The organism is Streptomyces sp. Tue6028 (genome assembly GCF_002300165.1).
Lineage (GTDB): Bacteria > Actinomycetota > Actinomycetes > Streptomycetales > Streptomycetaceae > Streptomyces > Streptomyces siamensis.
Genome location: NZ_MLCE01000029.1, coordinates 97,039 through 115,296, shown reverse-complemented (window position 1 = coordinate 115,296; position 18,258 = coordinate 97,039). Strand labels below are relative to the sequence as shown.

At 69.5% G+C, this 18,258-nt stretch carries 10 protein-coding genes and 1 tRNA gene; 1 reads left to right on the top strand and 10 read right to left on the bottom strand.

All coding sequences use genetic code 11. The annotated features are described in order from the left end of the window. Positions 1-217 precede the first annotated feature (217 nt). The 8 genes from BKI49_RS27980 to BKI49_RS27945 form a co-directional block, all read right to left on the bottom strand. Positions 218-595, bottom strand: a complete 378-nt coding sequence (locus tag BKI49_RS27980) for a helix-turn-helix domain-containing protein (protein WP_028802355.1) — start codon at positions 593-595, stop codon at positions 218-220. Between the two features lie 109 nt (positions 596-704). Next, the gene (locus tag BKI49_RS27975) at positions 705-1,250 is read right to left on the bottom strand and encodes a CinA family protein (protein ID WP_095937036.1); all 546 of its coding nucleotides are present in this window, start codon (positions 1,248-1,250) and stop codon (positions 705-707) included. Continuing rightward, positions 1,247-1,969, bottom strand: coding sequence for a CDP-diacylglycerol--glycerol-3-phosphate 3-phosphatidyltransferase (gene pgsA / locus BKI49_RS27970; RefSeq protein WP_095937035.1), 723 nt, complete (start codon positions 1,967-1,969; stop codon positions 1,247-1,249). Before pgsA ends, BKI49_RS27975 begins: the two co-directional genes overlap by 4 nt. Then, positions 1,966-3,444, bottom strand: coding sequence for a 30S ribosomal protein S12 methylthiotransferase RimO (rimO, locus tag BKI49_RS27965; RefSeq protein WP_095937034.1), 1,479 nt, complete (start codon positions 3,442-3,444; stop codon positions 1,966-1,968). The genes pgsA and rimO overlap by 4 nt, the downstream gene beginning before the upstream one ends. Positions 3,445-3,536: 92 nt before the next feature. Beyond that, positions 3,537-4,403 carry a helix-turn-helix domain-containing protein gene (locus BKI49_RS27960; RefSeq protein WP_095937033.1) on the bottom strand — a complete coding sequence of 289 codons (867 nt, stop codon included), beginning with the start codon at positions 4,401-4,403 and terminating at the stop codon, positions 3,537-3,539. A gap of 264 nt (positions 4,404-4,667) precedes the next feature. Then, positions 4,668-7,403, bottom strand: a complete 2,736-nt coding sequence (locus BKI49_RS27955) for a DNA translocase FtsK (RefSeq protein ID WP_257004982.1) — start codon at positions 7,401-7,403, stop codon at positions 4,668-4,670. Between the two features lie 183 nt (positions 7,404-7,586). Continuing rightward, complete coding sequence (locus tag BKI49_RS27950; RefSeq protein WP_095937031.1) at positions 7,587-8,270, bottom strand: response regulator; 684 nt, start codon at positions 8,268-8,270, stop codon at positions 7,587-7,589. A 342-nt stretch (positions 8,271-8,612) separates the two neighbouring features. Next, positions 8,613-14,114 (bottom strand): HAMP domain-containing protein, encoded by a 5,502-nt coding sequence (locus tag BKI49_RS27945; RefSeq protein WP_095937030.1) that lies wholly within the window; start codon positions 14,112-14,114, stop codon positions 8,613-8,615. 319 nt (positions 14,115-14,433) lie between these two features. Here BKI49_RS27945 and BKI49_RS27935 point away from each other — a divergent pair, with 319 nt between their 5' ends. Further along, a complete protein-coding gene (locus tag BKI49_RS27935; protein WP_095937029.1) occupies positions 14,434-17,181 on the top strand; it encodes a SpoIIE family protein phosphatase in 2,748 nt (915 codons plus the stop codon). A 122-nt stretch (positions 17,182-17,303) separates the two neighbouring features. Here BKI49_RS27935 and BKI49_RS27930 read toward each other — a convergent pair. After that, positions 17,304-17,376, bottom strand: a tRNA-Thr gene (locus BKI49_RS27930). A gap of 105 nt (positions 17,377-17,481) precedes the next feature. Then, positions 17,482-18,144, bottom strand: a complete 663-nt coding sequence (locus tag BKI49_RS27925; protein WP_095937028.1) for a DegT/DnrJ/EryC1/StrS family aminotransferase — start codon at positions 18,142-18,144, stop codon at positions 17,482-17,484. Positions 18,145-18,258: the final 114 nt, after the last annotated feature.

The window sequence follows — 18,258 nt, the reverse complement described above, 5'->3', positions numbered from 1 at the left end:
CGACGATCGATCGCGATCAAGACGTCCGGCAGCAGCCGCCGGCCGCTACCGGGCTGCCCCTCCACCATGGCCGCCGCGCCGGATACCGGCAAATGGACGCATAGAGGACACCCGCACAACGTGAAAACCCCGGCCGCACTCCTCCAGGTCTCCCCGGAGAAGCCCCGGCCGGGGCTCTCACACACTTCCTCGACCCACGAGCGTGAGCCCGCGGGCGTCAGGCGGCGACGACGTCGACCGCTTCTGTAGGCGCCTTGATCGTGACCCGTTCCGGTGGCACACCGGTCACCGACACGGAATTGAGCATCGGGCGACGTACCGGTGCGGGCACCGGTTCGGTGGCCGCAGCCGACTGTGCCAGCTCGGCGAGGGCGAGCTCGTCGCTCACTTCCCGCATGAGCTCGGACATCCGTACGTCCAGCGCGTCGCAGATCGCGGAGAGCAGCTCGGAGGATGCCTCCTTCTGCCCCCGCTCCACCTCGGAGAGATAGCCGAGCGAGACTCGGGCGGACGAGGAGACTTCGCGCAGAGTACGGCCCTGGCGCTGGCGCTGCCGACGCAGCACGTCACCCAGCAGGCGACGGAGCAGAATCATCGGTGGCTCCCTCCTCGGACCGCGTAGCCGCATCCTTCACGCCCCACCGTACCGCCTCGCGCCGCGGCCGTGCGGGGAGCGATGTCGTGTTCACTCAGGGCTGCAAACATCAAAACCCCCCGTTCTGTTCCGTATCCTGTGCCCGCTCATTCCCGGTCTGTTCGCCCGCCAGCTCCTTCAGGAGCAGTGCGAGTACGCTCCGTACACTCTCCATACGGATTTCCGCCCGGTCGCCGTTCAACCGCAGCGGTATCACTTTCCCGCCACGGGCGGGTTCAAAAGTCGTCGGGGAAGGCGCTTCGACGGCCACGAAGACGGTGCCGACCGGCTGGCCGTCCTGGGGGTCCGGACCGGCCACACCGGTGGTCGCGATCCCCCAGTCCGCGCCGAGCGCCTTGCGCACACCGACCGCCATCTGGGCCGCGACCTGCGGATCCACCGCACCACGCTCGGCCAGCAGAGTGGCGTCGACGCCGAGCAGCTCGTGCTTGAGCTCGGTGGCGTACGCGGTCACGGAGCCTCGGAAGACCTTGGAGGCTCCCGGAACCGCGGTGATCTCCGCGGCCACCAGGCCACCGGTGAGCGACTCCGCGACGGCCAGGGTCTCACCCCTCACCGTGAGTAGTCGCACCACGTCAGTGGCCGGGGAAGTCACCGCTCCGCCTCCTCCGCGGCCGCCCGGCGCTCCGCGATTCCGCGCCTGCGCAGCACAATGGCCTGTCTCACGTAGTCGAGTCCTGTGACCACGGTGAGGACGACCGCCACGGCCATCACCCAGAACCTCAGGGTGGCCAGCGGTCCCGTCAGCGCCAGCACGTACATGCCGACGGCCGTGCCCTGGGCCAGCGTCTTCATCTTGCCGCCGCGGCTGGCCGGGATGACCCCGTACCGGATGACCAGGAAACGCATCAGCGTGATCCCGAGCTCGCGCCCGAGGATCACCCCGGTCACCCACCAGGGCAGATCGCCGAGGTACGAGAGGCAGATGAGCGCCGCGCCCATGATCGCCTTGTCGGCGATGGGGTCGGCGATCTTCCCGAAGTCGGTGACGAGGTTGTACGTCCGGGCCAGGTGACCGTCGAAGATGTCGGTGATCATGGCGACGGCGAAGGCCGCCCAGGCCCAGGCACGCCACACCGGGTCGTACCCGCCGTCGGCCAGCATCAGCGCGATGAAGCCGGGGACGAGGACGAGCCGGACCATGGTCAGGATGTTGGCGATGTTCCAGAGGCTGGCCTCGTTGACGGCGGCAGCGCCCAGTTTCCCGCCCCGCACCGGCTTGGCACCTCCTGGAGCACCGGATGCGCCGGGGGCGCCCGCCGCGCCCTGTGCGCTGGAGGAGCCGCCCGCCGCGGACGCCGGGACTCCGGTCATCTGGCCGCCTCCTCAGGACACGACAGCGAGCCCACCAGGAGGGGCTCGGCCACCAGGTCGACACCTTCCGTGCCGACCACCTTCGCCTCGACGATACGGCCCACGGTGAGGCCCTCGCCGCTCGTGAACAGCACCTGTCCGTCCGTCTCCGGCGCCTGGTGGGCGGCACGGCCGTAGGCGCCGTCCTCGTCGTCCAGGGACTCCACGAGGACGTGCAGGGTCTCTCCGACCCGCTCCTCGGCGCGCTGCGCGACGAGCTCCTCGGCGAGGCGGGAGACACGCGCGAGGCGCTCGGCGACGACGTCCTCGTCGAGCTTGTTCTCGTACGTCGCCGCCTCGGTGCCCTCCTCGTCGGAGTACCCGAAGACGCCGATCGCGTCGAGGCGCGCGCCCGTGAGGAAGCGCTCCAGCTCGGCGAGGTCGGCCTCGGTCTCGCCGGGGAAGCCCACGATGAAGTTGGACCGCACGCCGGCCTGCGGGGCCTTCGCGCGGATGGTGTCGAGCAGCTCCAGGAAGCGGTCGGTGTCGCCGAAGCGGCGCATCGCCCGCAGCACGCCGGGCGCGGAGTGCTGGAAGGACAGGTCGAAGTAGGGCACCACGCTCGGTGTCGAGGTGAGCACGTCGATGAGGCCGGGGCGCATCTCGGCGGGCTGGAGGTAGCTGACGCGGACACGCTCGATGCCGTCGATCTCGGCGAGCTCGGGCAGCAGCGTCTCCAGGAGGCGGATGTCGCCCAGGTCCTTGCCGTACGAGGTGTTGTTCTCGGAGACCAGCATGATCTCCTTGACGCCCTGCTCGGCGAGCCAGCGGCTCTCGTTCAGCACGTCGCTGGGGCGGCGCGAGATGAAGGAGCCGCGGAAGGACGGGATGGCGCAGAACGAGCAGCGCCGGTCGCAGCCGGAGGCGAGCTTCACCGAGGCGACGGGCGAGCCGTCGAGGCGGCGGCGCAGGGGGGCGCGGGGGCCGGACACCGGGGCCACGCCCTCGGGCAGGTCCTCGGGTGCGCCGTGGCCGGGCAGGGCCACCTCCTCGCCCGCGGTCTGCCGCTCGGCGGGGCTGATCGGCAGCAGCTTGCGCCGGTCGCGCGGGGTGTGCGAGGCGTGGACGCCGCCGCTCAGGATGGTCTGGAGGCGGTCGGAGATGTCGGCGTAGTCGTCGAAGCCGAGCACGCCGTCGGCCTCGGGCAGGGCCTCCGCGAGTTCCTTGCCGTACCGCTCGGCCATGCAGCCCACCGCCACGACGGCCTGGGTTCTGCCGTGCCCCTTGAGATCATTGGCTTCGAGGAGGGCATCGACGGAGTCCTTCTTGGCGGCCTCGACGAAGCCACAGGTGTTGACGACCGCGACGTCCGCTTCCTCGGCGTCCTCCACGAGTTGCCAGCCGTCCGCCTCCAAGCGGCCTGCGAGCTCCTCCGAGTCCACCTCGTTACGGGCGCAGCCAAGGGTGACGAGTGCGACGGTACGGCGTTCAGGCATGGGCTCAAGACTACTTTGTCTCTCCGACAGCCCACGTCGACGGGGTTGGCCGATCTTGGCCAACCCCGTACCGGCCATCCCCTTCGGACGGTTTATCCGACCTGGGGGTCGCCCTTCGTGTACGTGAGACGCTCGACCGCGCCGGGCTGGAAGTCGTCCTCGATCTTCTTGCCGTTCACGTACAGCTGGATGGCTCCGGCGTCCCCGAGGATCAGGTTGATCTTCGAGTTGTCCTGGAAGGTCTTGGACTCGCCCTGCTTCAGCAGGCCGTCGAAGAGCATCCGGCCGTTGTGGTCCTTGGCGGAGATCCAGCTGCGTCCGTCGGCGGCGCTGACCTGGACGGTGACCTTGTCCTGCGGCGCGGCCGCGATGGCGCTGTCGGAGGGGTCGGGCTTGGGGTCGGCGGGCTTCGTGGTCTCGGGGCCGGCCGAGGAGGCGGTCTTGCTGGCGGTCGGCTTGGATCCCTCGGCGACCTGTGTCTTCGAACCGTCCTCGTCGCCGCCGCTGCCCTTGACGACGGTGAACCCGACGAAACCGATCACCGCGACGATCGCGGCGACCATGGCGGCGGTCCAGTTCGGCCCCCGCCGCTCTGGGCGGATACGTTCCGCCTCGAAGAGCGGGGCGGCCGGCGTGGGTGCGGGGCGCCCGCCGTGCTCGGCGTCGTACCGGGCGAGCAGGGGGGCCGGATCGAGGTGGACGGCGCGGGCCAGGGTCCTGATGTGACCGCGGGCGTAGACGTCGCCGCCGCAGGGGGCGAAGTCGTCCTGTTCGATCGCGTGGACGATGGCGATGCGGACCCTGGTGGCGTTGGTGACGTCGTCGACGCTCAGTCCCGCCTCGATGCGCGCCTGCTTGAGGGCACGGCCGATCGAGAGGAACTGCTCGGCATCGCGGTCGTCTTCGAACGGACGCTCGTCTTCGGGGAAGTTGCCGTCAGGGGAGTTGCCGATGGACACGGGGGCGCCTTTCGAGCGTGTAGCCACCTGTGCTGGACGTTCAGTCTAGGGGGGGTACGAAAGGGTGGGGCAACCGGGCGGTAGGACTTTGTACGCCATCAGAATGGCCGGTCATCCTGATATCGGGACACCTTCGCGCCCCTTCGCTCAACTTGACGTGCGACGACGGGAAACGGTTGCTCGCGGTTTCCTCACAGCTGAGTCACGTTCGAATACCCGCGTGTCGCGGACTCATCCGTCCGGTGACCGACCTGTCCTGTTTCCTTACGCTTCAGCTTCCCCACGAATCACGGCGAGCACTCCATCGAGTTCGTCCGCCTTCACCAGGACGTCGCGCGCCTTGGACCCTTCGCTGGGGCCGACGATGTTGCGCGACTCCATGAGGTCCATCAGACGACCGGCCTTCGCGAAACCGACACGCAGCTTGCGCTGGAGCATCGAGGTCGATCCGAACTGCGAGGTGACGACCAGTTCGGCGGCGGCGCACAGCAGGTCGAGGTCGTCGCCGATGTCCTCGTCGATCTCCTTCTTCTGCTTGGTGCCCACGGTGACGTCGTCCCGGAAGACGGGCGCCATCTGGTCCTTGCAGTGCTGGACGACCGCGGCGACCTCGTCCTCGGTGACGAAGGCGCCCTGCATACGGGTCGGCTTGTTCGCGCCCATCGGCAGGAAGAGTCCGTCGCCCTTGCCGATCAGCTTCTCGGCGCCCGGCTGGTCGAGGATGACCCGGCTGTCGGCGAGCGAGGAGGTGGCGAAGGCGAGCCTGGAGGGCACGTTGGCCTTGATGAGACCGGTGACGACGTCGACGGACGGCCGCTGCGTGGCGAGCACGAGGTGGATGCCGGCCGCGCGGGCGAGCTGGGTGATGCGGACGATCGCGTCCTCGACGTCGCGCGGGGCGACCATCATCAGGTCGGCGAGCTCGTCGACGATCACCAGCAGGTAGGGGTACGGCTGGAGTTCGCGCTCGCTGCCCTCGGGCAGCTTCACCTTGCCGTTCCTGATGGCCTCGTTGAAGTCGTCGATGTGCCGGTAGCCGAACGCCGCGAGGTCGTCGTAGCGCAGGTCCATCTCGCGGACGACCCACTGCAGGGCCTCGGCGGCCCGCTTCGGGTTGGTGATGATCGGTGTGATCAGGTGCGGGATGCCCTCGTAGGCGGTGAGTTCCACGCGCTTGGGGTCGACGAGGACCATCCGTACGTCCTCGGGCGTCGCACGAACCATGACCGAGGTGATCAGGCAGTTGATGCACGAGGACTTGCCTGAGCCGGTGGCGCCGGCGACGAGGACGTGCGGCATCTTCGCGAGGTTGGCCATCACATAGCCGCCCTCGACGTCCTTGCCGAGCGCGACCAGCATGGGGTGGTCGTCCTCCGCCGCGTCCGCGAGACGCAGGACGTCACCGAGGTTGACCATCTCGCGGTCCGTGTTCGGGATCTCGATGCCGACCGCCGACTTCCCGGGGATCGGGCTGATGATCCGGACGTCGGGGCTGGCGACGGCGTACGCGATGTTCTTGGTGAGGGCGGTGATGCGCTCGACCTTCACGGCGGGGCCGAGTTCGACCTCGTACCGCGTGACCGTCGGGCCGCGGGTGAAACCGGTGACGGCGGCGTCGACCTTGAACTCCATGAAGACGTTCTGCAGGGAGGCGACGACCGCGTCGTTGGCGGCGCTGCGCGTCTTGCCGGGGCCGCCGCGCTCCAGCAGGTCGAGTGACGGCAGCGAGTAGGTGATGTCGCCGGACAGTTGGAGCTGCTCGGCGCGCGGGGGCAGTTCGCGCGCCTCGTCGGGCGCGGACTTGGTCAGGTCGGGCACGACGGAGTCGACCGGCAGGGCCTCCTGCTTGGGCGCCTTGGCCGCCTTGGGGCTCTTGGCGCGCGCGGCCGGTACGGGCGTCGTCTCCTCGTATCCGTCCCGCTCCACGCTGCTGACGCCCTGCGTGAGGTCGGCGACCAGCGGCGAGGGCGGCATGCCGTGCAGCACGGCTCCGTCGAGGGCGGCCGCCGCGGCGGCGGCGACGTCCACCGCGTCCATCGGGCGGTTCATGTCGGGCTGCTGCACGGCGGACCGCCTGGGGCGGCTCCGGCGCTTGCTGAGCGCGTCCTGCTCGGCGCTGTCCGGGTCGTATGCCTCGGGGGCGCTCGCACGCCTGCGGGGGCGCGCGGGAGTCGCCTCGCGCCACTGCTCGTCGTAGCCCTCTTCGCCGAGGTCGTCCTCGTCGGCGTCGGCCTGGACGACGCCGAGCCGCTGGCCGAGCATCCGCAGCCGCTGCGGAATGGCGTTCACCGGGGTCGCGGTGACGACCAGCAGCCCGAAGACGGTGAGCAGCACCAGGAGCGGTACGGCGAGGACGTCACCCATCGTGTACGTCAGCGGGGTGGACGCGCCCCAGCCGATGAGCCCGCCGGCGTCCCTTATGGCCTGCATGCCGTCGCTGCGCGCGGGTGCCCCGCACGCGATGTGGACCTGGCCGAGCACGCCGATCACGAGCGCGGACAGGCCGATCACGATGCGGCCGTTGGCCTCCGGCTTCTCGGGGTGCCTGATGAGCCGCGCGGCGATGACGCCGAGCAGTATCGGGACGAGCAGGTCGAGGCGGCCGAAGGCGCCCGTCACCAGCATCTCGACGAGGTCGCCGACGGGGCCGCGCAGGTTGGACCAGGTGCCCGCCGCCGTGATCAGCGCCAGGCCGAGCAGCAGGAGTGCGACCCCGTCCTTGCGGTGAGCCGGGTCGAGACCCTTCGCGCCCCGCCCTATGCCGCGGAACATCGCTCCCACGGCGTGCGCGATGCCCAGCCAGAGGGCGCGTACGAGTCTGTACACGCCCCCGGTCGGGTTGGGCGCCGGCGCGGGAGCGGGCTTCTTCGCCGCGGTCTTCTTGGCGGGCGCCTTCTTGGCGGCTGCCTTTTTCGCGGGGGCCTTCTTCGCCGGAGCCTTCGTCGGAGCGGCCGCCTTCTTCGCTGGCGGCTTCTTCGCTGCGGACTGACGTGAGGCCATGTGTGTGAGGTTACCGGTGGAGACGGCAGCGGACACGTGTGCCTACTGCTTCACCCGTTCGTGTCGCCTTTGCGAGGGACGGAAACTGACGCCGCCTCACCCGGGAGGCGTGACGTCCGGGTTCGTCCTGGAGGGACGGGAGTGGTCGTCCTGGAGGGACGGGAGGGACGGGAGGGACGGGGCTCAGTTCTGCGACGTCACCGAGGGTGCCCCGCTCCCCGTGCCCGGCTCCAGTGCGTCCAGCGCCCTGCGCAGGCCGGTGAGTTTGCGTTCGAGATGGGCCGCGGTGGCGACCGCCGCCGCGTCGGCGGAGTCGTCGTCGAGCTGCTTGGACAGCGCCTCGGCCTGTTCCTCGACGGCCGCGAGCCGCGCGGAGAGCTCGGCGAGGAGTCCGGCGGGCTCCTTGACCTCGCCCAGCGCCGCCTTGCCGCCACCCTCCAGCTGGAGGCGCAGCAGAGCCGCCTGCTCCCGGAGTTGGCAGTTCTTCATGTAGAGCTCGACGAAGACGGAGACCTTCGCGCGCAGCACCCATGGGTCGAACGGCTTGGAGATGTAGTCGACCGCACCGGCTGCGTACCCCCGGAAGGTGTGGTGCGGACCGTGGTTGATCGCGGTGAGGAAGATGATCGGGATGTCCCGGGTCCGTTCGCGGCGCTTGATGTGCGCGGCGGTTTCGAAACCGTCCATGCCCGGCATCTGGACGTCCAGCAGAATGACCGCGAAGTCGTCCGTGAGCAGCGCTTTGAGCGCTTCCTCCCCGGACGATGCCCGAACCAGTGTCTGATCGAGCGCGGAGAGGATCGCCTCCAGCGCCAGCAGATTCTCCGGCCGGTCATCGACCAGGAGGATCTTGGCCTTCTGCACCATGGCCCGCCCTCCTCGCCCCGGCATGGGGCCTCCCCTGTCCGAAGGACTTGAGGTGGCACCGGGCGCCGCCCCAGGGGACGACTCCCTTGCGTCGTCCGTCCTTGTGCCGGTCATGGTAGCCGCACCCCGCCTGTCGCCACACCCTGTCACCGCGATGTCACTGTGCACGTAGCAGAAACGTAGCGGGAGACCAGAAGGTTCCCCGTATCCCGTACTTCTACACGGCTTCAGGCACAGTCAGTTATGCGACACAGGGCCCGCGGCGCCGCCGGCACGGCGCGCGGAACCCAACATTCCGGTCGCTGACGGTGCGTGACGGCCGGAACGCCCGGTCAGACTCCGTCACTCCCCATGCATCCACTGTTCCATCACCGTGAGCAAGTGATCGGGATCGACCGGTTTCGTCACATAGTCGGACGCACCCGATTCGATGGCCTTCTCCCGGTCGCCCTTCATCGCCTTCGCGGTGAGCGCGATGATCGGCAGCCCGGCGAACTGCGGCATCCGTCGGATCGCCGTGGTCGTCGCGTACCCGTCCATCTCCGGCATCATGATGTCCATCAGGACGACCGTCACGTCGTCGTGCTGCTCCAGGACCTCGATGCCCTCACGGCCGTTCTCCGCGTACAGCACCGAGAGGCCGTGCTGCTCCAGGACGCTGGTCAGCGCGAAGACGTTGCGGATGTCGTCGTCGACGATCAGTACCTTCTCGCCCTCGAAGCGGATGCCCCGCTGCGGCTGCGCCGGGGCCTCCGGCCGGCTCCCGGCCTGCCACTGCTCCTGTGCCGCCGCCGTGGCGCCCGGAGGCTGCTCGGGCAGCGCGGGCCGCTGTTCGGGCGCGGAGACCGCCCTGCGGCGCCGCCTGAAGAGCGCGGCCGCGCCGTTCTGGGTCTCCCGGTACGACTTCACCTCGGCCGGCGTCTCGATGTCGGACCCGGCCAACTCCGCCTCGGACGCGAGCAGCTCCCCCGCCTCCAGGGCGGGCGCGAGCTGCCCGTAGCCCTGCGGCGGCAGTTCGCTCGGGTGCAGCGGCAAATACAGCGTGAAGGTGGAACCACGTCCCGGCTCGCTCTGCGCGTGGATCTCGCCGCCCAGCAGCCGCGCGATCTCACGGGAGATGGAGAGCCCGAGGCCCGTACCGCCGTACTTCCTGCTCGTCGTGCCGTCCGCCTGCTTGAAGGCCTCGAAGATGACGCGCATCTTGCTGGCCGCGATGCCGATGCCGGTGTCCGTCACGGAGAACGCGATCAGATCGGCGTCCGCGTCGCGCAGCGAACCGGACTCCAGGAGCTGCTCCCGGATGGCCACCGGAACGTCCGCACCGGCGGGCCGGATCACCAACTCGACCGCTCCGGAGTCGGTGAACTTCACCGCGTTGGACAGCAGGTTGCGCAGCACCTGGAGGAGCCGCTGCTCGTCGGTGTGCAGGGTGGCGGGCAGCTCCGGCGAGACCCGTACGGAGAAGTCGAGGCCCTTCTCCGCGGTCAGCGGCCGGAACGTGGCCTCCACGTAGTCGACGAGCTGGACCAGCGCGATACGCGTCGGCGACACGTCCATCTTGCCCGCCTCGACCTTCGACAGGTCGAGGATGTCGTTGATCAGCTGGAGCAGGTCGGACCCCGCGCCATGGATCGTCTCGGCGAACTCGACCTGCTTCGGAGTGAGGTTCGTGTCCGCGTTGTCGGCGAGCAACTTGGCCAGAATGAGCAGGGAGTTGAGCGGCGTACGCAGCTCGTGCGACATGTTCGCCAGGAACTCGCTCTTGTAGCGCATGGACACCGCGAGCTGCTCGGCGCGCTCCTCGAGGACCTGGCGGGCCTCCTCGATCTCGGTGTTCTTGACCTCGATGTCGCGGTTCTGCTGGGCCAGCAGCTCGGCCTTGTCCTCCAGTTCGGCGTTCGAGTCCTGGAGCGCCTTCTGCCGGTTCTCCAACTCCGCGGAACGTTCCCGCAGTTGCTCGGTGAGCTCCTGCGACTGCCGGAGCAGAACCTCCGTCTTGGTGTTGACGGAGATGGTGTTGACGCTCGTCGCGATCATCTCGGCGATCTGGTTCAGGAAGTCCTTCTGGATCTGCGTGAACGGCGTGAACGAGGCCAGCTCGATGACGCCGAGCACGGTCCCCTCGAAGAGCACCGGCAGCACGATGACCTGCGCCGGGGGCGCCTCACCGAGCCCGGAGGAGATCTTCAGGTAGCCGCTGGGCGCGTTCTCCACGAGGATCGTGCGCTTCTCCTGGGCGGCCGTGCCGATCAGCGCCTCGCCGGGCCGGAACGACGTCGGCATGGAGCCCATCGAGTAGCCGTAGGACCCGAGCATGCGCAGCTCGTACGCGTCCTCGTCCTCGGTGCCCGGCTCCTTGCCGTCGACGAGCGGCATGGAGAGGAAGAACGCCCCGTGCTGCGCGGAGACCACGGGCGTCAGCTCGCTCATGATCAGCGAGGCCACGTCGTCGAGGTCACGGCGGCCCTGCATGAGCGCGGAGATACGGGCCAGGTTGCCCTTCAGCCAGTCCTGCTCCTTGTTGGCGATCGTGGTGTCTCGCAGGTTGGCGATCATCTTGTTGATGTAGTCCTGAAGCTCCTGGATCTCGCCGGAGGCGTCCACGTCGATCTTCAGGTTCAGGTCGCCGCGGGTCACCGCGGTCGCCACGCGCGCGATGGCACGCACCTGCCGGGTGAGGTTCCCGGCCATCTCGTTCACCGACTCGGTGAGGTCGCGCCAGGTGCCGTCGACGTCACGCACGCGTGCCTGACCGCCCAGCTGCCCCTCGGTGCCCACCTCGCGGGCCACCCGGGTGACCTCCTCGGCGAAGGACGACAGCTGGTCGACCATGGTGTTGATGGTGGTCTTCAGCTCCAGGATCTCGCCGCGGGCATCGATGTCGATCTTCTTGGTCAGGTCGCCCTTGGCGATGGCCGTGGTGACCATCGCGATGTTGCGCACCTGGCCGGTCAGGTTCGACGCCATCCCGTTCACGGACTCGGTGAGGTCCTTCCACGTACCCGACACGCCCGGTACGCGTGCCTGGCCGCCGAGGATGCCGTCCGTGCCCACCTCGCGGGCCACCCTGGTGACCTGGTCGGCGAACGAACTCAGCGTCTTCACCATGGTGTTGACGGTGTCGGCGAGCTGGGCGACCTCGCCGCTGGCCTCGACCGTGACCTTCTTGGTCAGGTCGCCGTTGGCCACCGCGGTCGCGACCTGCGAGATGTTCCGCACCTGGTTGGTCAGGTTGTTGGCCATCACGTTGACGTTGTCGCTGAGGTCCTTCCAGATGCCCGTGACACCCGGAACCCGCGCCTGACCGCCCAGGTTGCCCTCGGTGCCCACCTCGCGGGCCACCCGGGTCACCTGCTCGGCGAAGTTGGACAGCTGGTCGACCATCGTGTTGACGGTGGTGACGAGTTCGAGGATCTCGCCCTTGGCGTCGACGGTGATCTTCTTCGACAGGTCGCCCTTGGCGACCGCGGTGGTGACCTCGGCGATGTTGCGCACCTGGATGGTCAGGTTGTTCGCCATGAAGTTCACGGACTGCGTGAGGTCCTTCCAGGTGCCCGAGACACCCTGCACCTCCGCCTGCCCGCCGAGCATGCCCTCCGTGCCCACCTCACGGGCCACCCGCGTGACCTGCTCGGCGAAGTTCGAGAGCTGGTCCACCATCGTGTTGAGGGTGTTCTTCAGCTCCAGGATCTCGCCGCGCGCGTCCACGTCGATCTTCTGCGACAGGTCACCGCGCGCCACCGCCGTCGCCACCTGGGCGATGTTGCGCACCTGGGCGGTGAGGTTGCCGGCCATGCCGTTCACCGAGTCGGTCAGGTCACGCCACACACCGGCGACGCCGGGCACCTGCGCCTGACCGCCGAGGCGACCCTCCGTACCCACCTCGCGGGCGACCCGGGTCACCTGGTCGGCGAAGGCCGAGAGCTGGTCGACCATCGTGTTGATGGTGTTCTTCAGCTCCAGGATCTCGCCGCGGGCGTCCACGTCGATCTTCTGCGACAGGTCACCGCGCGCCACCGCCGTGGTGACCTGCGCGATCTGACGCACCTGCGAAGTCAGGTTCCCCGCCATGAAGTTGACGGAGTCGGTCAGCTCCTTCCAGGTGCCGGACACGCCGTCCACCCGGGCCTGACCGCCGAGGCGGCCCTCCGTACCCACGTCACGGGCCATCCGGGTCACCTGGTCGGCGAAGCTCGACAGCTGGTCCACCATCGTGTTCACGGTGTTCTTCAGCTGGAGCATCTCGCCGGAGACGTCCACGGTGACCTTCTGCGACAGGTCACCGTTGGCCACCGCCGTCGTCACCTGCGCGATGTTGCGGACCTGACCGGTCAGGTTCCGGAAGGCCGTGTTGACGGAGTCCGTGAGGTCCTTCCACGTCCCCGCCGCACCGGGCACCTGCGCCTGGCCGCCCAGCTCACCCTCGACACCGACCTCGCGGGCCACCCGCGTCACCTCGGCACCGAACGACGACAGCTGGTCCACCATCGTGTTGACGGTGTTCTTCAACTCCAGCATCTCGCCGGCCACGTCGACGGTGACCTTCTGCGACAGGTCACCGTTGGCCACCGCCGTCGTCACCGCGGCGATGTCACGCACCTGGGTCGTCAGGTTGCGGAACACCGTGTTGACGGAGTCCGTGAGGTCCTTCCACGTCCCCGCCGCGCCCGGCACGTTCGCCTGACCGCCGAGCCGGCCCTCGCCACCGACCTCGTTGGCCACGCGCGTGACCTCGTCGGCGAACGTACGCAGCGTCTCGGTCATCTGGTTGATCGTCTCGGCCAGCTGCGCGACCTCACCGCGCGCACTGACCGTCACCTTCTGCGACAGGTCACCGTTGGCCACGGCGGTCGTCACCTGCGCGATGCCGCGCACCTGCGCCGTCAGGTTGCCGGCCATCAGGTTCACCGAATCGGTGAGGTCCTTCCACACGCCGGCCACACCCGGCACCTGCGCCTGGCCGCCCAGCTCGCCCTCCGTACCCACCTCGCGGGCGACTCGCGTCACCTCGGAGGAGAAGGACGACAGCTGGTCCACCATCGTGTTGACGGTGTTCTTCAGCTCCAGCATCTCGCCGGCCACGTGAACCGTGACCTTGCGGGACAGGTCGCCCTTGGCGACCGCCGTCGTCACCAGGGCGATGTCACGCACCTGGGCCGTCAGCCGGTAGGCCATGGTGTTGACCGAGTCCGTGAGGTCCTTCCACGAACCGGACATCCCACGGACCCGGGCCTGCCCGCCGAGCTTGCCCTCGGTGCCGACCTCGCTGGCCACCCGCGTCACCTCGTCGGTGAACGTGGACAGCTGGTCGACCAGATTGTTGACGGTCCGCCCGACCTTGAGGAACTCGCCGCGCAGCGGATGCCCGTTGCCGTCCGCCGCCTGCGCGCGCAGTTCCATGCGGGGCGACAGATCGCCCTCGGCGACCGCGGACAGTACCCGGCCGACTTCGGAGACGGGCCGTACGAGATCGTCGACCAGCGCGTTGGACGCGTCGATCGCGGCGCCCCAGGACCCTTCGCAGGCGCCTGTTTCCAGCCGTTCCGTGAGCTTCCCCTCACGTCCGACCATGCGACGCACCCGGGACAGCTCACCCGTCAGATGGAGATTCCGGTCGGCCACCTCGTTGAAGACCGCGGCGATCTCGGACATCACCCCGTCGCCGGAGACCGTGAGCCGCTTGCGGAAGTTGCCGTCCCGCATCGACACGAGGGCCGCCAGCAGGCGGTTCAGGGCAGCGGTGTCGACCTCCGTCGTACCGTTGCGCGGTGTGCGCCCGTTCTCCAGGGACTGTCCGCCTTTCGCGCGCGTCTTACTGCCCCGCGTCGCTGCGCCAGACTCCACTGTGTCCCTCCCGCAAGGGTCGACCATTACTGCTCGGCGTACTCGGGTACTTCTGTTCGGCGTGCTGGACGGCATTCAGCCCGCCCGGACCTTCTCCATGAAGCCTGCCCAGTGTTTCACCCCGGCTGAACCAGGCCATAACAGTTCGGCAGCTTCGCACATCGTCCGCACACCCTCCGGGCGGAAACACTGGTGACCGGCATCCGCACGGACGGCGAAGGTAAGTAACCTTGCATGCGGCTGTCCAGCCGTGCCGGTCCCGTCCGGCCTGGGCGGTGGCACGAGCACGAGCGGGCAGGCATCGGAGGGGCACCGCACCATGACCACCGGACTGCGTCCTGAGGGACACCCCCAGGATCCCCGGCCGACGGGGAGCCACGCCCTGCAACGGCAGGAGCAGGTCGGCCACGGGGCCCTGCACGCAGACAACCGCACGAGGAGTTCTGTGATCACCGCGCGCGCGGCCGCCAGTTTCGAGCCCGTGGGGCGCTCCGTCGCGACCGCCCGCTCGTTCGTCCGTGACACCCTCCAGGGCTGGGGCTTCGCCGACATCGTCGACGATGCGGTGGTCCTGACCAGCGAACTCGTCACCAACGCCGTTGTGCACGCGGGCACCTCCGCGGACGTACTGTGTCTGCGCAGCGACGAGGGCGTACGCATCGAGGTGGCGGATCGCTACCCGGAACGCGAGATTCCACTCCAGGGTGCGGCCATCAATATGGGCAGCCCCGACCGCGAAGGCGGCCGCGGGCTCCAACTGTGCGCCGCACTGGCGGCCCGCTGGGGCGTCGAGTACACGCCGACGCACAAGCAGGTCTGGTTCCGGCTCGACCTCCCCGAACGCCCGGTCGGCACCCGCGCGGCAGGCCCCTCCCTGCCCGCCGACCTCCTTCCGCTCGCCGACGGACGCGTCCGTGTCGCGGTCGTCCAGATCGACCGCTCCGGCTGCATCAGCGCCTGGAGCGAGGACGCGGAGGAACTCTTCGGATACGCCGCCGAGCAGGTCGTCGGCAAGCCCCTCACCGACCTCGCGGCCTGGCCGCACACGCCCGGCACCAGCACGGGCATCGCCGAGGCCCTCCAACTCTCCCGCTGGGAGGGCAGTTACGGCATCCGCGGCGCCGACGGCCGGGTGACACCCGTCTACGCCTCCCACCTCCGCGTCCGCGACACGGCCGGCGAGCCCTCCACGGTCTGCCTCCTCGTCCGCGACCACGAACGCGCCGTCCTCCAGACCCCGTTGCGTCTGCCCGCCTCGGACACGGCCGCCGGCCCCGAGGGCTCCACCGCGGACGCCTTCGAGGTCTTCATCGGCTCACCCGCCCCGGACGACCTCGACGGCCTCCTCCAGCGCACGGTGGAACGCGCCCGGGACATGCTCGACGGCGACTCGGCCTTCCTCCTGCTGGCCACCGACGACGAGACGGAGCTGGAGGTACGGGCCTCGACGGGCCTGCCCTCCGCCCGCCAGCGCTTCGCCCGCGTCCCCGTCGAGGCGGGCCCCGGCCGCTACGGCTCGGCCCGCATGCCCGCCGTGCACGAGGACCTCACGGTCGTCCCCGGCGCCGTACCCCTGCTCGGCGGCACCGGCATGCGTTCGGTCGTCACCGTCCCGCTGAAGGTCGAGGGCCGTCTCACCGGCTCCCTCGGCGTCGCCGCCGAAGCACCCGGCCGGTACTCCAACGAGGAGGCCCTGCGCCTCCAGTTCGCCGCCGACCGCATCGCGCTGGCCGTGGAATCCGCCCGCCTCGGCGAACTGGAGCGCCTGCGCCGCGGTTCGCTGAGCTTCCTCGTGGAGGCCTCCGACCTCCTCGCCGGCACCCTGGACCGCGACCAGACGCTGGCTCTCATGGCCCAGATGACCGTCCCGACCCTGGCGACCTGGTGCGCCGTCTACACGATCGCCGACCAGGCCTCCGAGCCCTACCTCTCGTACGTCCTGCACGAGGACGAGGAACGCATCGACGGCCTCAAGGCTCTCCTCGCGAAGATCGCCCCGCCGGACCCGGTCCCCACCCCGGGCGCCCGGGTCTGGTCCGCGCCGGCCGAGGCCGCCCACCAGGCGGCCCTGCGTACTTCCATGCGCAGTCTGGGCCTGGGCGAGCAGCCCTCGGTGTCCTCCGGCATCGGCACGACGCTGGCGACGGCCTCCGCGGTCGGCGGCGAGACCGTCGTCCTCCCCCTGGTGGCCCGCAACCGCGTCATCGGCATGCTGACGCTCGGCAAGCCCTCCGACGAGCACTTCCGCCAGGAGATCCTGGAGTTGGCGGAGGACCTGTCCCGCAGGGCGGCCCTGGCACTGGACAACGCCCGCCTGTACTCGGAGCGCATGGCGATCAGCCAGTCCCTCCAGCGCAGCCTCCTGCCCCCGGAGCTCCCCCTCATCGACGGCGTCGAGGTCGAGGTCATCTACCGCGCGGCCGGCGAGGGCAACGAAGTCGGGGGCGACTTCTACGACCTCTTCCCGATCCGCGACGGCGCGTACGGCTTCGCCATCGGCGACGTCTGCGGCACGGGCCCGGAGGCCGCGGCGGTGACCGGTCTGGCCCGGCACGCGCTCAGGCTGCTGGCCCGCGAGGGCTACGGCGGCCCCGCGGTCCTGGAGCGCCTGAATTCGGCGATCCTCGACGAGGGTGCCCGCAGCCGCTTCCTGACGCTCCTGTACGGCGAGTTGTGGCCCCAGGAGGACGGTTCGGCGATCCTGAAGGTCGTCTGCGCCGGCCATCCGCTCCCGCTGCGCCTGCGCCAGGACGGCACGGTCGAACCGGCCGCGGAACCGCAGCCGCTGCTCGGCGTGATGGAGGACCTGGAACTGTACGAGCAGACCGTCACGCTCGACCCGGGCGACGTCCTGCTGTGCGTCACGGACGGCGTGACGGAGCGCCGCGAGGGCACTCGCATGCTCGGAGACGACGGTCTCGCGGACGTCCTCACCGCTTGTACGGGTCTGACGGCCGGCGCGGTCGCGGCCCGCATCATGCGGGCGGTCGAACGCTTCGCCTCCGACGCCCCGTCGGACGACATGGCCATTCTGGCGATGCGCGTGCCGGGGCTTCAGAAGGACTGACACCGAGGACTGGCAGCGGGGCCCACGAGCACTCGACGGCCGGGCCCCGCACGCGCTGAACAGCCTTCCCGCGGAAGGCACATGCAAAAGGCCCCGCCCACATGGGCGAGGCCTTTTCTCTGAGCCCCCAAACGGAATCGAACCGTTGACCTTCTCCTTACCATGGAGACGCTCTACCGACTGAGCTATAGGGGCCTGTTGCTTTCCGAGGTTTCCCTCGCGGCAACGAAATAGATCATACCCCGGGCAGAGGCGTGCTCCTAATCGGTCCCGTATCACTCCCGTTGGAGTCCCGGCAGGTCAGAACGCGGGCTGCAACAGACCACCCAGCGCGTTGCACGCGGAGACGATCCGGTGCATCTCCCGCTTCGTCAACGCCGCGTCCACGGGCAGCGCGAGGGTCTCGTCGGCGGCCCGCTCCGTCTCCGGGAGCTGGATGTCGCGGCGGAAGGCGGGCATGCGGTGCACGGGGGTCTTCACCGGCACCCGGCACTCGACTCCCCTGGCCCGCACGGCCCGTGCGAACGCGTCACGGTCGGGGCGCCCGTTGCCCGGCACACGCACGACGTACTGCTGGTAGGTGTGCCCGTCACCGCCGTACGGCGTCCGCACTCCGTTCAACCGTCCGTCGAGGTACGCGGCCCGCTGCCGGCGCTGCGCCGTCTCGTCGTACGGCGCCTCGGACTCGCCCTGTTCCAGCACCAGGAGTCCGTGTCGCTGTCCGACGTCCCTCAGCCGCGCCATGTCGGCCGTGCGCCCGAAGCGGTGCACGACCACGAGAGCGGCCGACCGGGGAGTGAGGACGGCTTCCGCCATGCTCGGGTCGAGGCAGTATGTCGCCGGGTCTATGTCGGCGAAGACCGGGGTCGCGCCGGCCTGGGTCACGGCCTCGGCAACCTCCACGTTGCCGAAGGCCGGCACTATGACCTCGTCGCCCGTCCCGACGCCCGCGGCCCTGAGCATTGCAGCAGTACCCATGTCACGGATGTTGGTCGCGCAACGTGAACGCGAAGTGACGCGAAACAAAAAAGAGCTGGTCCCCGAACCGAAGTTCGGGGACCAGCTCTTTCAATATTA

Coding starts and splice junctions, on each gene's coding strand:
- BKI49_RS27980 (WP_028802355.1), bottom strand. CDS start 595: ATGATTCTGCTCCGTCGCCTGCTGGGTGACGTGCTGCGTCGGCAGCGC.
- pgsA (WP_095937035.1), bottom strand. CDS start 1,969: ATGACCGGAGTCCCGGCGTCCGCGGCGGGCGGCTCCTCCAGCGCACAG.
- rimO (WP_095937034.1), bottom strand. CDS start 3,444: ATGCCTGAACGCCGTACCGTCGCACTCGTCACCCTTGGCTGCGCCCGT.
- BKI49_RS27955 (WP_257004982.1), bottom strand. CDS start 7,403: ATGGCCTCACGTCAGTCCGCAGCGAAGAAGCCGCCAGCGAAGAAGGCG.
- BKI49_RS27950 (WP_095937031.1), bottom strand. CDS start 8,270: ATGGTGCAGAAGGCCAAGATCCTCCTGGTCGATGACCGGCCGGAGAAT.
- BKI49_RS27935 (WP_095937029.1), top strand. CDS start 14,434: ATGACCACCGGACTGCGTCCTGAGGGACACCCCCAGGATCCCCGGCCG.
- BKI49_RS27925 (WP_095937028.1), bottom strand. CDS start 18,144: ATGCTCAGGGCCGCGGGCGTCGGGACGGGCGACGAGGTCATAGTGCCG.